This window comes from Agrobacterium sp. T29, assembly GCF_006970545.1.
Classification (GTDB): domain Bacteria; phylum Pseudomonadota; class Alphaproteobacteria; order Rhizobiales; family Rhizobiaceae; genus Agrobacterium; species Agrobacterium leguminum.
Map to the genome: position 1 here is coordinate 687,063 of NZ_CP040640.1, position 14,051 is coordinate 701,113.

Sequence of the window (14,051 nt, forward strand, 5' to 3'; positions counted from 1 at the left end):
ATCAGGGCAGCAAAAGCAGTCGTTAAACCGCAATCAGTCTAAAAAATTTCGTATCCTTGCCTAGTGCTGATAATATCTCAAAAAGTGTATCGCCAAACTCATATGATTTTTGAACCCAATCTTTGCTGTTGCTTTCAAAAAGCTCTTTGAGCTTTTCCTTTGGCTGATCCATTCTCTTTAAAAAGTCACCGTATTTTTCAAGAAGATCCGAAATCTTATCATGGACGTCACTGAAAGATTGCTCCTGTAGAAGCCATTGCAAACGATCAGTGGGTGTCATTTTCGTCATTTCTTTGGCTCGTTCCGGAGAAACTGTGCCATCCAATTTATATACTGCTAGAAGAAAAAGTAGTGCAGAGTAGCACGTTAACATTCGACTATGTTTTAGCTTGTGGTTCTTGATTTTTGCGTTGCCCTTCTGCGAGCGGCGGCCGGATTCGTAGTTAACGCAGAAAGTTCGCCAGAGTCGGAGGATATCATTTGTAAGAAAAGCGGGAATGAAATCAGAGGAATGATCTCCGTAGTCACCCCAATATGCAGCGATCACTTCATCGATGATTTCCTCATACACTTCTTCACCAATAAGGGGGCGACTCTCGAGGAAAAGAAGCAATCGTCCAGTTAGGGTGTTGCGATAGTCGTCTTCTGCCGTACCCAGATGCGCTTTGAGATCATGGATCGAATGACTTGCGAGATATTTTCCGTCTGCATCGAATTTCGGCATATTTAGCGTATTGATAGCCTTAATAAGTTCGGCCTTCACAAGAATAGTATCAAGATTAGACAGCTGATTAAACATAAGCTTTTTGTCGTCTCGATCAATTTCTGCCGTCTTACTCACTATGAAAACATCTAAGTCGCTTTGCTCACCTGCTTCGAGGCGGCCAAAAGAGCCTGTAGCATAGACACAGGCGGTCCCCGATAATATTTCACTCGCTTTCGTCAGATGTGTCTGTAGTTCGGTGAAGCGTTCTACTGTGGCTTTTTTTCTTTCGCTAATATAACTCATTCGTTTCCACTCTCGAAAATATTTGCAAATATCTCTGCCTGCTCTATCGCGTCATCGACGGCGTGGTGGGTATGCGGTCGATCGGAAGTGAAGCGAATGGGAAGCTTTGTTCTGCTGGATGAGCTAATGGTTCGACCGGTTTTGATGGCAACCGCAGTTTTTAGATCGAAACAGCGCGAATGCCCAAAAGGCGAGCCGCGCTTAGAATATCGAATAAAATACCAATAGAGCCACGTCCAGTCGAAGGAGAGTGGATAGGCTACCAGCACCGGCTTTCCTGCACCGGAGAATTCCTGAATCCAATCAAAAGCTTCATCCATCGCTTTATCGGGTGACGCGCCATGTAGTAAAAGTTGTGTTCGATCAAGGCCATTGATCGCTAAGGCTTCGGGGTCGAAAGCGTCTGAAATGGGTTTAAGTTCGCGATAGAAGGAGCGCGTAAATTCTTGGGGGCGGGAGAACGTGTTGCCGTCATACGTCCCGGCGTAAACTAAGGCGAAAGACAACATAGAATAGGGACCAGGAATGGCGCCATCTGTTTCAACGTCTGCCGAAAAGAAAACATCCACCATATTATCCTATCAATCTGTTGCAAAGATTAGGGCGTGCCCATTAGGTGCCTGTCTGACGTTCCCGACTGATGAATCATCAGTGCGCTTTGGACCTTGCCCAAGCCTTACATACAGGCTGGCCCAAATCTGTCTACCCTTTCCAGATTGCAGGGCGCGCCATGGTCTCGGTCTTCAAGCCAAAGAATGCATAGAGTAATCCGGGCCTGTTTCTGACCGTAAATGGAAGTTCTGATTGATATTGGAAAACGCTCTCAATACGGGGTCACTATTTAATATCGAATACAGACACGGCCCCAAATATCCACAACCCTTGACGCTTTTCTTTCCCAGTTATATTATAAATCTTACGTGAACGTAAAAGTAATAAAGCAATCATCAGGTTGTCTGACAATTGACTGGCGTGCGACATGTTTTGCCGCTATAGAAGCTCGACAAAGGCGTCCGGCTTTGCGAAGACAGGCGCTGGTGGATGCGGTGTCGCGGATGGTTTTTTGGCCGGCGCAGGCGATGCGCCGGGAATGCCGGAAAGCGGATATAACAACAGCCGGATGGGACCGGCGATGCGGAGAGGATGAGATGACGGAAGCGATGGAACTGCCCGAACGCGAAGCGATGGAATTCGACGTTGTGATCGTTGGCGCGGGTCCTGCGGGCCTTGCCGCCGCGATCCGGCTGAAGCAGGTGGAGCCGGAGCTTTCGGTCGTCGTTCTCGAAAAGGGCGCGGAAGTCGGTGCGCACATTCTCTCCGGCGCGGTGGTCGATCCGATTGGCATCGACAGGCTGCTGCCGGGCTGGCGCGAAGAGGAGGGGCATCCCTTCAAAACCGAGGTCAAGGACGACCAGTTCATGTTCTTAGGCCCGGCCGGCTCCATCCGCCTGCCGAATTTCATGATGCCGCCGCTGATGAACAATCACGGCAATTACATCGTCTCGCTTGGGCTGGTCTGTCGCTGGCTGGCGGAAAAGGCGGAAGGGCTCGGCGTCGAGATCTATCCGGGCTTTGCCGCAACCGAAGTGCTCTATGACGACGAGGGCGCCGTCATCGGTGTCGCCACCGGCGATATGGGCATCGAAAAGAACGGCGAGCCGGGCCCGAACTTCACCCGCGGCATGGAGCTGCACGGCAAATATGTGCTGATCGGCGAGGGCGTGCGCGGTTCGCTCGCCAAGCAGCTGATTTCCAAATTCGATTTGTCCAGGGATCGCGAGCCGCAGAAATTCGGCATCGGCATCAAGGAACTCTGGCAGGTCAAGCCGGAGAAGCACAAACAGGGTCTCGTGCAGCATTCCTTCGGCTGGCCGCTCGGTTTCAAGACGGGCGGCGGTTCCTTCCTCTATCATCTCGAGGATAATCTCGTCGCCGTCGGCTTCGTGGTGCACCTCAACTACAAGAACCCCTATCTTTATCCCTTCGAGGAATTCCAGCGCTTCAAGACGCATCCGGCCATTCGCGAGACCTTCGAGGGCGGCAAGCGCATTTCCTATGGTGCGCGCGCCATCACCGAAGGCGGCTACCAGTCGGTGCCGAAGCTGACCTTCCCCGGCGGCGCGCTGATCGGCTGTTCCGCCGGTTTCGTCAATGTGCCGCGTATCAAGGGCAGCCATAATGCGGTGCTGTCGGGCATGCTGGCGGCGGAAAAGATCGCCGCAGCGATTTCCGCCGGCCGCGCCCATGACGAGGTGGCGGAGATCGAAGCCGAATGGCGCGACGGCGATATCGGCAAGGATCTGAAGCGGGTCAGAAACGTCAAGCCGCTGTGGTCGAAGTTCGGCACGCTCATCGGCGTCGGTCTCGGCGGTCTCGACATGTGGACGAACCAGCTGTTCGGCTTCTCCTTCTTCGGCACGCTGAAGCATGGCAGGACGGATGCGGAGAGCCTTGAGCCGGCCGCAAAGCACAAGCCGATCGCCTATCCGAAACCGGATGGTGTGTTGACCTTCGACCGGCTGTCGTCGGTGTTCCTGTCCTCCACCAACCATGAGGAGGACCAGCCGGTGCATCTTCAGGTGAAGGACATGGCGCTGCAAAAACTGTCTGAGCACGATGTCTTTGCCGGCCCTTCGACGCGTTATTGTCCGGCCGGCGTTTACGAATGGGTGGAGAAGGACGGCGAAGAAGTCTACGTCATCAACGCCCAGAACTGCGTGCACTGCAAGACCTGCGACATCAAGGACCCCAACCAGAACATCAACTGGGTACCGCCGCAGGGCGGCGAAGGGCCGGTTTACGCCAATATGTGATGGCGATTACGGGCGGAGCCTTCTCTTCCGTCATGCTCGGGCCTGTCCCGAGCATCTGCAACGGATTGATTTTACGATACGTGGATAGATCCTCGGGACAGGCCCGAGGATGATGCCGAGCGTGGGAAGATCGCTCGCAATCACTCTCAGCCATTGTGTCATGCGGCCGAGAGTGACGGCATTTGCGGAACGGGCAGACCTCTGATCGAAGGACGCATTTCCCACGACGCAGACGCCCGTGATTGGATGCCAGTACCCAAGTCCGGCATGACGGAAAAGCAGCGTCCACAGCCCGTCTCCCCGTCAGTATTTGTGGATTGCTCTTCGATTTCTTACATATAGGATGTTGGGGTGTTGCATGGTCGCGTGGTCCGTGGATTGTGGTTCAGCGATGCGGTAACGCCTTGAATGTGCATATGGTCCTAAGTGCCGTCGCCCGACGGCAGGGAGTGAAGGAATGTCCGGCTTTCAAAGGCTGAATATCGTGCGGAAGACAGGGTTCGTTGCCGGTGTGGCAGCGCTTGCGATGATTGCCGTTTCTTTCAGCGGCGGTCCGCTGGTGGCCGCAAGCTGCCGTACCGACGCCATGGCTGGCATCGACTGGCGCGAATGCAACAAGCGCCTGCTGATGCTGAGCGGCAGCAATCTCGATTCGGCAATGCTTTACGGCACGGATTTCACCTATACCGACCTGCGCGGTTCGTCGCTGAAGGGCGCCAATCTCGAGAAGGCCAAGCTCATCCGCACCGCCCTTGGGGAGGCGAACCTGCAGGGCGCCAATCTGACCAAGGTGGAAGCCTATCGCAGCGATTTTTCCGCCGCCGACGCCACCAACGCCAAATTCGTCAATGCTGAAATGCAGCGGACCAAATTCGAAAACACCAAGCTGGACGGCACGGATTTCACCAAGGCCGAACTCGGCCGCGCCGATTTCGAGGGCGCGACGCTGAACGGCTCGAAATTCTCGCTGACCAATCTGTCGCGGGCCCGTTTCGGCGGCGCCAAGCTCGGCGGTCCGGTGGATTTCACCAGCGCATTCCTGCTGCTGACGAGGATCGAAGGACTCGATCTTTCCATGGCCACCGGCCTTGATCAGAAGCAGATCGACATTGCCTGCGGCGACGCCAAGACCAAATTGCCGAACGGCCTCACGGCGCCGGCCTCCTGGCCATGCCCGGAAGATCCGGACGACGACTGACAAGAATAGCCGCGCGGTCTTGCGCTCGGCCCAAACATTTCCATAAGCGGAAGAGAAGCGTCCGCGATGCGGACGCCTCATCGGCGGATCAGAAGCCCGAAAGCACGATCTTGCCCTTGGCCCTGTTGCTCTCGATCAGCGCATGCGCCTTGATGAGATTTGCGGCATTGATGGTGCCGAAAACCTCGGTCAGCGTCGTCTTGATCTTGCCGGCATCGACAAGCCCGGCCACATGGTTGAGCAGCCTGTGCTGCTCGATCATGTCAGGCGTCTGGAAGACGGCGCGGGCGAACATCATTTCCCAATGGATCGATACGCATTTGCGCTTGAAGGCCATGACGTCGAAACCGCCGGCCGGATCGTCGATCAGCGCGAAACGGCCCTGCGGTGCGATGGTCGCCACGCTGTCGGCGGCATGGATGTCGCTATGGGTGGTGGAGAAGACAAAGCCCGGCGCACCGAGACCGAGCGCCTCCACCTGCGGGGCGATCGGCTTGCTGTGATCGATGACGTGATGCGCGCCGAGTTCCTTCACCCACGCAATCGTCTCGGGCCGTGAAGCGGTGGCAATGACGGTGAGATCGGTCAGCGCCCGCAGAAGCTGGACGGCGATGGAGCCGACGCCGCCCGCGCCGCCGATGACCAGAATGGCGTTGGCCGCGCCCGGAACCGGCTCCTTCACCCGCAGCCGGTCGAACAGCGTCTCGTAAGCGGTGATGGCGGTCAGCGGCAGCGCGGCGGCCTCCTCGAAATTCAGGGACTTCGGCTTTGCACCCACAATGCGTTCATCGACCAGATGGAACTCGCTGTTGGAGCCGGGGCGGTTGATGACACCGGCGTAAAACACCTCGTCGCCCGGCTTGAACAGCGAGACCTTGTCGCCGACGGCCTTCACCACGCCCGCCGCATCGAAGCCGAGCACGCGGGGTTCGCCGTTTTCCGGCGACTGGTTGCGGCGCACCTTGGTATCGACGGGGTTCACCGAAACGGCCTTCACTTCCACCAGAATATCATGCCCCTTCGCTTCCGGCTGGGGCAGGTCGATATCGACGAGGGCGTCTTTCGCGGTGATGGGCTGGCTGGTCCTGTAACCGATGGCGCGCATGAACAGTCTCCTTTGCTTGTTTGCGTGCCTCTTACTTGATACATATGAACATCGATCGCAAGAATGCACATTTTGTGATGATACATACAAAAAGGATACTGTGATGTCGCGACCGCGCGCCAAGCTCACCGGCAACTTTCCCGGCTGCCCGGTGGAATCGGCTTTAAGTTTCCTCGATGGCAAATGGAAGGGCGTGATCCTCTATCACCTCATCAATGAGGGCACGCTGCGCTTCAACGAGCTGCGCCGCCATATTCCGAGCGTCACCCAGCGCATGCTCACCAAGCAGCTCAGGGAGCTGGAAGAGGCGGGCCTGATTTCCCGCACCGTTTTCCCGGTGGTGCCGCCACGCGTGGATTATGCGCTGACGCCGCTTGGCGAGACGATGATACCGGTGATTTCGGCGCTGAAAAGCTGGGGCGACGCCCATGTCGTGTGCAGGAACGGCGAGAAATATACCCGTCTTCCCGAGGCGAAGGAAAAGGCCGCCTGAAAAATCACGGGTAAAAGCGCACCCCTCCGCGCGCCTTTTTCATGGTGCGATGCAACATGTATTTGCCCCGATTGATGCATAATGCTGCGATCTCGATTCGCAGCAGGGACATCAGGACACATGAGCATCGGTTGGTTGGAGGCCGCATTTCTCGGCTTTTTGCAAGGGCTTACGGAATTTCTTCCGATTTCTTCAAGCGCGCATCTGAGGATCGCCGGGGAGTTCCTGCCCTCCGGCGCGGATCCGGGAGCCGCCTTCACCGCGATTACGCAGATCGGCACCGAAGCGGCCGTGCTGGTCTATTTCTGGTCGGATATCATGCGCATTGCCATCGCCTGGCTCCGGCAGAATCTTCGCCTCGGCGATTATAACAAGGCCGATGCCCGGCTCGGCTGGCTCATCATCATCGGTTCCGTGCCGATCGTCTTTCTTGGCCTGTTCTTCAAAGATGCCATCGAGCACTCGCTGCGCAACCTCTACATCACCGCCGTGATGCTGATCGTATTCGGCATCGTTCTCGGCGTTGCCGATAAAATCGGTGAGAAGCGTTACAAGCTGAACCAGCTTATCTGGCGCGATGGCATCCTGTTCGGTTTCGCGCAGGCCATGGCGCTCATCCCCGGCGTTTCGCGCTCGGGCGGCACCATCAGCGCCGGCCTGCTTTTAGGCTATACCCGCGAGGCGGCGGCGCGTTATTCCTTCCTGCTCGCCGTTCCCGCCGTCTTCGGCTCCGGTTTTTACCAGCTCTTCAAAAGCATCGGCGAGGACAATCCGGTCGGCTGGGGCCCGACGGGGCTCGCAACCCTGATCGCCTTCGTGGTCGGCTATGCGGTGATCGTCGTGTTCCTCAAGCTCGTCTCCACCAAGAGCTACATGCCCTTCGTCTGGTACCGCGTGGTCGTCGGTTTTATTTTGCTTGGACTGCTGGGAACGGGCGTGATCAACGCGGGTGGGTGATTAGGGCTTTGTCGATTGAAACGACGCTTTTGGCAAAGTTGCATCATCCGCACTTCGTCACCCCGGACTTGATCCGGGGTCCAGCGCGATCAAGTCTTTAATCGCAATAGACTCTTTTCACGGCGCAGACGCGCCGTGGCTGGATGCCGGATCAAGTCCGGCATGACGGAGGAGAGATTATTCTGTGCCCTAAAAAGTTGAAGGCCCGCTCTTCCGAGCGGGCCTTTTGTCTTTAGAGCAACGTACCGCTCAAGATCACCAGCGCCACCGAGAAGTAGATGACGAGGCCGCTGACATCCACTAGCGTGGCGACGAAGGGGGCCGATGCGCTGGCGGGATCGAGCCGCAGGCGCTGCAGCACGAAGGGCAGCATGGAGCCGGCGAGCGAACCGAAGGTGACGATGCCGACAAGCGCCGCAAAGACGGTGGCGCCCACCAGCAGCCAGTGCTCGCCATAGTCATAAAAGCCCGCCTGCTGCCAGACCGTCAGACGCAGGAAGCCGATGGCGCCCAGAATGCAGCCGAGCGTCAGGCCCGTCGGGATTTCCCGCAGCAGCACCCGCCACCAGTCGGAAAGCTTCAGCTCGCCAAGCGCCAGCGCCCGGATGATGAGCGAGGTGGCCTGCGAACCGGAGTTGCCGCCCGACGACATGATGAGCGGAATGAACAGCGTCAGCACCACGGCCTTTTCCAGCTCGCCCTCGAAATGCTGCATGGCGCTGGCCGTCAGCATTTCACCGAGGAAGAGTGCTGCGAGCCAGCCGGCGCGCTTGCGGATCATGTCCGGAAAGCCGATCGTCATATAGGGCTTGCCGAGCGCCTCCATACCGCCGAACTTGTGGGCGTCTTCCGTGGTGTCTGCGATCATGGTGTCGATCACGTCGTCGACGGTGACGATGCCGAGAATATGCGAGCGGTCATCGACGACGGGCAGCGCCAGAAGGTCGTGCTTGCGGATCAGTCGGGCGACATCCTCCTGCGACATCAGGGGGCTGGCGCAGACGATACCTTCCTTCGATGCGACGGAGAGGATGGAGGCGCCGGCTTCGCCGGTCAGCAGGCGGCGCAGCGTCACGACGGTGGAAAGCGTTCCGTCCTGCGCCAGCACATAGATGGCATAGACCGTTTCACGCGACCGCTCGACGACGCGGATGTGCGAAAGGGTCTGTTCCACCGTCCAATTGTCCGGCACGCTGACGAATTCCGTGGTCATGATCGAGCCGGCAGTACGCGGCGGATAACCCATCAGATGCTGGATGGAGAGCGCCGTCGTGCGGTCCAGCCGGGAAAACAGCTTTGCGCGCGGCTCTTCGGCCATTTCCGCCATGACGTCGGCCACGCGGTCGTCGGACATCAGGTTGACGAGGCGGGCGGCCTGTTCGACCGGAATATCGGCGATGATGGCGGCGGCGCCATGCAGTTCGGGCCGGTCGAGAATGGCGACGGCTTTTGCCTGCGGCATGGCGAGGAGGGCGGTTACGGCCTCGGTGACATCCAGCGTGTTGAGGTGCTCGACGCGTTCGGCAATGGTGGTGGAGGAACCGGCGTTTCCGCTACGAAGAAGACGTGCGGCCTTGCTGGCCCTCTGGGAGAGGTTGTGGAAGTTCATGATTGCTCACCTTTCCGTCGATTCGCCGATCACGGCGAACGCGGTGGTGAGCCGACAGCGGTCGGATCAGTTCACGTTCGCCGGTCTCGGCAAAGGCAATCGACTGCTACTGTCGCTAGACATCCAATGATGCTCCGTTGAAATCCGCGCCGTGCCGGTCGGCATGCGCGTAAGGCCGTGTTGCGCCTGAAACCGAAAAGAGTCAAGCGCCCGATCATGAAATTTCCGCAAGGTTCTGCACCGAGGCGAGGGGCGGCGATGCAGGCTGTAAAAAAGGCGGCTTCAAGCCGCCTTTTCGCGCCGTTCGACGGTGACGGAAACGAGGAAAACGCCAAGCCCAAGAAGGGAAAGAACCGCGCCAACATAACCGGTGGAGGCGTAACCGAAACCCATGGCGATGACGAGGCCGCCGAGCCAGGCGCCGAGCGCATTGGCGATGTTGAAGGCGGAATGGTTGGAGGCGGCGGCCAGCGTTTGCGCATCCTGCGCCACATCCATCAGCCGCGTCTGCACGGCAGGACAGGCGGCGAAACCGCAGCCGATCAGGAAGACGCAGAGGCAGAGCATGAAAGGATTGTCCGCCGTCATGCCGAACACGGTCATGACAAGCACGTTGAAGGCAAGCATGCCGCCAATCGTGCCGTTGAGCGAGATATCGGCCAGGCGCGAGCCGACCACATTGCCGACATTCATGCCGATGCCGAACAGCGCCAGCACCATGGAGACGGTGGAAACCGGCATCATCGCCACATCGGTGGTGGTCTTGGCGATATAGCTGAAGACCGAGAACATGCCGCCGAAGCCGACCGCGGCGATGGCGAGCGTCAGCCACACCTGCACGCGGCGGAAAGCGCCGAGTTCGCGCCAGACGCTCGCGCCTTCCTCCACCCGATCACGCGGCTGGAAGAACCAGAGCAGGGCCACCGTCAGAAGCGCGATGCCGCCGACCAGCATGAAGGCCGCACGCCAGGAAAGAAGCTGGCCGAAGAAGGTGGCGAGCGGCGTGCCGAGCAGGGTGGCGATGGTGAGGCCGAGCATGACGCGGCCAACGGCGCGGGCGCGCTTGTGGATCGGCGCCATGGAGGCCGCCACCAGCGCCGCAACCCCGAAATAGGCTCCATGCGGCAGGCCGGTGATGAAGCGCAGAACGGTGAAACTGAGGAAATCCGGCGCGACGGCGCTCAAGATATTACCGGCCGCAAAAAGCCCCATCAGGCCGAGAAGCAATGTGCGGCGCGTCATGCGCGCGGCGAGAACCGCGATGATCGGCGCGCCGATGACGACGCCGAGCGCATAGGCCGTGATGACATAACCCGCCTGCGGAACGGTGACGCCATAGGTGGTGGCGACGTCGGGAAGCAGGCCCATGATGGCGAATTCGCCAGTGCCGATGCCGAAGCCGCCGGCGGCAAGCGCCAGTTCGATGAGCGCGATGGCAAGCGGGGAGAGGGCCACGGCAGGGGCGGCCGTGTAAACGGTTTCATTCTCCGCGCCAAGGCGGGCTTCGGAAATATTCGACTGGCTCATCGTGACCTGAAAAGCGGGAAGGGCCCACAGAAAAAAGGGCAAGACCGTATGGGAGCGGTCTGCCCTGACTGGAGATGCGCGGTCATGAAAATGACCTTAAGTGATCCCTAACATGAAATGATGCGTTGCGGTAGAGCGATTCTCGGCAAAAGAGCATCTTCACGCGATGGTGTTCGGAACCCTATATAGGGTCAGGCATTTACGCGCGGCTGCCTCACTGGATCGGGTTGGAAACATGAAGCTCATTGCAATTTTCAATCGTGACGGCGGCACCTTTCGCACCACCGACATGGAGGCCTATTGCGACCATGCCCGCGAGGTTTTCACCCGCGCCGGTCACGCCATCGATTGCCGTCTGGTCTCCGGAAAGGATGTCGTCGAGGAAATGGAACGCGCCGCCGATGAGCCGGGCATTGAAGGCATCATTGCCGGCGGCGGCGACGGCACGATTTCCGCAGCAGCCGCCATCGCCTGGAAGCATGGCATAGCGCTCGGCATCGTTCCGGCCGGCACCATGAACCTCTTCGCCCGCTCGCTGAAGCTGCCGCTCGATATTCGCCAGGCGCTGGAAACGCTGGCGAATGGCGAGATTGCCAGTGTCGACATCGCCAGCGCCAATGGCCGCCTCTTCGTCCACCAGTTTTCTGCGGGCCTGCATTCGCGCATGGTGCGCTATCGCAACAATCTCGCTTTTGCCTCCCGGCTCGGCAAGATCAAGGCAAGCATCCGCGCGGCCATCAGCGTTATCCTCAATCCGCCGGTGTTCGAGGTGGAATATACCGTCAACGGCAAAACGCAGCACCGCAAGGTCTCGGCCATTTCCGTCTCCAACAATGAATTCGGCCAGAGCGCATTGATGGTCGCGGACAATGTCTCGGGCGGCCATCTCGGCTTCTATCTCGCCGATCCGTTGCGGCCTTCCGGCGTCGCGAAACTCGCTTTCGACATTCTGCGCGGCAGGCTGAAAGAAAACGCCGCCGTGACCGCCATGACGGTGACAGATGTGGAGCTGCATTTTCCCAAGAAACGCCATGACCTGCGCTGCGTCATCGATGGCGAATTGCTGCCCATGGAGCGGGATGTGGCGCTGGAGGTTCACGCCGGCGAATTGAAGGTGCTGGTGGGTCGGTTGTTTTTCGCATAGCGCAACTGACTGCGAATTGGCGGTTGCCGCTTGTTTCTTCTCCCCGAGGGGGAGAAGTCCGCGGCAGCGGGATGGGGGGCAAGCGTCGAGATATTCGGAGAGCTAGCCCCCTCATCCGACCCTTCGGGCCACCTTCTCCCCGTCGGGGAGAAGAGACCCGGCCGCCTCCGTTCGTCCAAGCCGCCCCCTAAAAAACGCCAGCCTTGCCAAATCGGAGCCGCCCGGCCATGTTCGGCAGGCGCGGTGGCGTGAGCGCCGTTGCCTTTATGGGAGTGCGATCTGTCATGAATGAAATCTCCAAGCCGATGTCCAATCTCGCCGCCATCGATGCCGCCCATCACCTTCACCCCTTTTCCGACATGGGCAAGCTCAACGCCGCCGGCACCCGCATCATCGAGCGCGCCGAAGGGGTGTTCATCTATGACAGCACCGGCAAGAAATATCTCGACGCCTTTGCCGGCCTCTGGTGCGTGAATATCGGTTACGGACGCCGCGAGATCGCCGATGTCGTGCAGCGCCAGATGAACGAACTGCCCTATTACAATGCCTTTTTCGGCACCACCACGCCGCCCGCGACGCTTCTGGCGCAGAAGATCGCCTCGCGCGCCGGGCCGAAGATGAACCATGTGTTCTTCACCAATTCCGGCTCGGAAGCCACCGATACCTGGTTCCGCATGGCGCGGGTCTACTGGAAGGCGCTCGGCCATCCGACGAAAACCAAGGTGATTGCCCGCCGCAACGGCTATCACGGCTCGACGGTGGCGGGTGCTTCGCTCGGCGGCATGAAATGGATGCACGAGCAGGGCAACCTGCCGATCGAGGGCGTGGCCCATATCGGCCAGCCCTATTGGTATGCCGAGGGCGGCGATCTTTCGCCGGCCGAATTCGGCCTGAAGGTGGCGCGCGAACTGGAAGCGAAGATCGATGAACTCGGCGAGGAAAATGTCGCCGCTTTCGTGGCCGAACCCATTCAGGGCGCCGGCGGCGTCATCGTGCCGCCGGAAACCTACTGGCCGGAAATCGCCCGCATCTGCAAGGCGCGCAACATCCTGCTCGTCTCCGATGAGGTGATCTGCGGTTTCGGCCGTCTCGGTTCCTGGTTCGGTTACCAGCATTTCGGCGTGGAGCCGGATTTTGCGCCCGTCGCCAAGGGCCTGTCTTCCGGTTACCTGCCGATTGGCGGCGTCATCGTCTCGGATCGGGTGGCGGAGGTGATGTTGTCCAAGGTCGGTGACTTCAACCACGGCTTCACCTATTCCGGCCATCCCGTCTGCGCCGCTGCCGCCCTGGAAAACCTCCGTATCATCGAGGAGGAGGGACTGGTGGAACGGGTGCGCGACGATATCGGCCCTTATTTTTCCGAGGGCTGGAAAAGTCTGACGGATCACGAACTGGTCGGCGAGGCGGTGAATGTCGGCCTGATGGGCGGCCTGCAGATAACGGCCGACAAGGCGATGCGCCGGCGTTTCGCCAAGCCGGACGACATCGGAACCGCGGTGCGCAACCATTGCCTGGCAAACGGCCTTGTGATGCGCGCCACCGGCGACCGCATGCTGGCCTCACCGGCGCTGACGATCAGCCGCTCGGAAGTGGATGAGATCATAGAAACGCTGCGCAAGGGGCTCGATCACTTGCGCGATACGCGAGAGCATTTCTAGGAAAAGTGGACACCGGTTTTCCGTTAGAGAATGCGAAAAAAGTCTCCAAGGGAGGAATAATCAGATGGCAGGACAGGAACATCATTACGCCGTGCAGGTGAAATGGACCGGCAATCGCGGCAAGGGCACATCCGGCTACCGCGATTATGAACGCGACTACACGATTTCCACGTCGGGAAAAGCTGACATAGCCGGCTCCTCCGACCCCGCCTTCCGCGGCGATCCCGCCCGCTGGAACCCGGAAGACCTGCTTGTCGCCTCGCTCTCGGCCTGCCACAAGCTCTGGTACCTGCATTTCTGCTCGGTCAACGGCATCATCGTCGAAGACTATGTCGACAATGCCGAAGGCACGCTGGTGATGGAAAAGGATGGCGCGGGGCAATTCAGCGAAGTGGTGCTGAAACCGGTCATCACCATTTCGAAAGGCGATCCGGCCAGAGCGGATGAGCTGCACCATGATGCACACGAGAAATGCTTCATCGCACGCTCGGTGAATTTTCCCATCCGCGTGGAGGGGACGGTGAAGGTGGTTTGAGGC

General features: G+C 59.0%; 12 protein-coding genes. 7 read left to right on the top strand and 5 right to left on the bottom strand.

The features are described from left to right. Window positions 1-22: 22 nt before the first annotated feature. On the bottom strand, window positions 23-1,009 hold the full coding sequence (locus tag FGF54_RS03535; protein WP_142778936.1) for a nucleotidyltransferase domain-containing protein: 987 nt from the start codon (window positions 1,007-1,009) through the stop codon (window positions 23-25). Beyond that, on the bottom strand, window positions 1,006-1,581 hold the full coding sequence (locus FGF54_RS03540) for a 3'-5' exoribonuclease domain-containing protein (protein ID WP_142778937.1): 576 nt from the start codon (window positions 1,579-1,581) through the stop codon (window positions 1,006-1,008). The genes FGF54_RS03535 and FGF54_RS03540 overlap by 4 nt, the downstream gene beginning before the upstream one ends. A gap of 576 nt (window positions 1,582-2,157) precedes the next feature. On the opposite strand from FGF54_RS03540, the gene FGF54_RS03545 reads away from it, so the two are divergent. Beyond that, on the top strand, window positions 2,158-3,822 hold the full coding sequence (locus tag FGF54_RS03545) for an electron transfer flavoprotein-ubiquinone oxidoreductase (RefSeq protein ID WP_142778938.1): 1,665 nt from the start codon (window positions 2,158-2,160) through the stop codon (window positions 3,820-3,822). 457 nt (window positions 3,823-4,279) lie between these two features. Then, on the top strand, window positions 4,280-5,020 hold the full coding sequence (locus FGF54_RS03550; protein ID WP_142778939.1) for a pentapeptide repeat-containing protein: 741 nt from the start codon (window positions 4,280-4,282) through the stop codon (window positions 5,018-5,020). A gap of 88 nt (window positions 5,021-5,108) precedes the next feature. On the opposite strand, the gene FGF54_RS03555 is transcribed toward FGF54_RS03550, so the two are convergent. Beyond that, window positions 5,109-6,125, bottom strand: coding sequence for a zinc-binding alcohol dehydrogenase family protein (locus tag FGF54_RS03555; RefSeq protein ID WP_142778940.1), 1,017 nt, complete (start codon window positions 6,123-6,125; stop codon window positions 5,109-5,111). A gap of 103 nt (window positions 6,126-6,228) precedes the next feature. Between FGF54_RS03555 and FGF54_RS03560 the strand changes: the two genes are divergently transcribed. Next, window positions 6,229-6,618 (top strand): helix-turn-helix domain-containing protein, encoded by a 390-nt coding sequence (locus tag FGF54_RS03560; protein WP_003524094.1) that lies wholly within the window; start codon window positions 6,229-6,231, stop codon window positions 6,616-6,618. Window positions 6,619-6,738: 120 nt separating this feature from the next. Continuing rightward, window positions 6,739-7,575 carry an undecaprenyl-diphosphate phosphatase gene (locus FGF54_RS03565; protein ID WP_142778941.1) on the top strand — a complete coding sequence of 279 codons (837 nt, stop codon included), beginning with the start codon at window positions 6,739-6,741 and terminating at the stop codon, window positions 7,573-7,575. A 232-nt stretch (window positions 7,576-7,807) separates the two neighbouring features. On the opposite strand, the gene mgtE is transcribed toward FGF54_RS03565, so the two are convergent. Both mgtE and FGF54_RS03575 read right to left on the bottom strand, forming a co-directional pair. Then, window positions 7,808-9,184, bottom strand: coding sequence for a magnesium transporter (gene mgtE, locus FGF54_RS03570; RefSeq protein ID WP_142778942.1), 1,377 nt, complete (start codon window positions 9,182-9,184; stop codon window positions 7,808-7,810). A gap of 282 nt (window positions 9,185-9,466) precedes the next feature. Beyond that, window positions 9,467-10,711 (bottom strand): MFS transporter, encoded by a 1,245-nt coding sequence (locus tag FGF54_RS03575; RefSeq protein WP_142778943.1) that lies wholly within the window; start codon window positions 10,709-10,711, stop codon window positions 9,467-9,469. Between the two features lie 235 nt (window positions 10,712-10,946). On the opposite strand from FGF54_RS03575, the gene FGF54_RS03580 reads away from it, so the two are divergent. The 3 genes from FGF54_RS03580 (at window position 10,947) to FGF54_RS03590 (ending at window position 14,048) form a co-directional block, all read left to right on the top strand. After that, window positions 10,947-11,855, top strand: coding sequence for a diacylglycerol kinase family protein (locus FGF54_RS03580; RefSeq protein WP_142778944.1), 909 nt, complete (start codon window positions 10,947-10,949; stop codon window positions 11,853-11,855). Between the two features lie 284 nt (window positions 11,856-12,139). Beyond that, window positions 12,140-13,513 (top strand): aspartate aminotransferase family protein, encoded by a 1,374-nt coding sequence (locus FGF54_RS03585; protein WP_168207998.1) that lies wholly within the window; start codon window positions 12,140-12,142, stop codon window positions 13,511-13,513. A 64-nt stretch (window positions 13,514-13,577) separates the two neighbouring features. Further along, a complete protein-coding gene (locus FGF54_RS03590; protein WP_035218150.1) occupies window positions 13,578-14,048 on the top strand; it encodes an OsmC family protein in 471 nt (156 codons plus the stop codon). The last annotated feature ends 3 nt before the right edge of the window (window positions 14,049-14,051 follow it).

Coding starts and splice junctions, on each gene's coding strand:
- mgtE (WP_142778942.1), bottom strand. CDS start 9,184: ATGAACTTCCACAACCTCTCCCAGAGGGCCAGCAAGGCCGCACGTCTT.
- FGF54_RS03590 (WP_035218150.1), top strand. CDS start 13,578: ATGGCAGGACAGGAACATCATTACGCCGTGCAGGTGAAATGGACCGGC.
- FGF54_RS03535 (WP_142778936.1), bottom strand. CDS start 1,009: ATGAGTTATATTAGCGAAAGAAAAAAAGCCACAGTAGAACGCTTCACC.
- FGF54_RS03580 (WP_142778944.1), top strand. CDS start 10,947: ATGAAGCTCATTGCAATTTTCAATCGTGACGGCGGCACCTTTCGCACC.
- FGF54_RS03585 (WP_168207998.1), top strand. CDS start 12,140: ATGAATGAAATCTCCAAGCCGATGTCCAATCTCGCCGCCATCGATGCC.
- FGF54_RS03540 (WP_142778937.1), bottom strand. CDS start 1,581: ATGGTGGATGTTTTCTTTTCGGCAGACGTTGAAACAGATGGCGCCATT.
- FGF54_RS03555 (WP_142778940.1), bottom strand. CDS start 6,125: ATGCGCGCCATCGGTTACAGGACCAGCCAGCCCATCACCGCGAAAGAC.
- FGF54_RS03560 (WP_003524094.1), top strand. CDS start 6,229: ATGTCGCGACCGCGCGCCAAGCTCACCGGCAACTTTCCCGGCTGCCCG.
- FGF54_RS03550 (WP_142778939.1), top strand. CDS start 4,280: ATGTCCGGCTTTCAAAGGCTGAATATCGTGCGGAAGACAGGGTTCGTT.
- FGF54_RS03565 (WP_142778941.1), top strand. CDS start 6,739: ATGAGCATCGGTTGGTTGGAGGCCGCATTTCTCGGCTTTTTGCAAGGG.
- FGF54_RS03575 (WP_142778943.1), bottom strand. CDS start 10,711: ATGAGCCAGTCGAATATTTCCGAAGCCCGCCTTGGCGCGGAGAATGAA.
- FGF54_RS03545 (WP_142778938.1), top strand. CDS start 2,158: ATGACGGAAGCGATGGAACTGCCCGAACGCGAAGCGATGGAATTCGAC.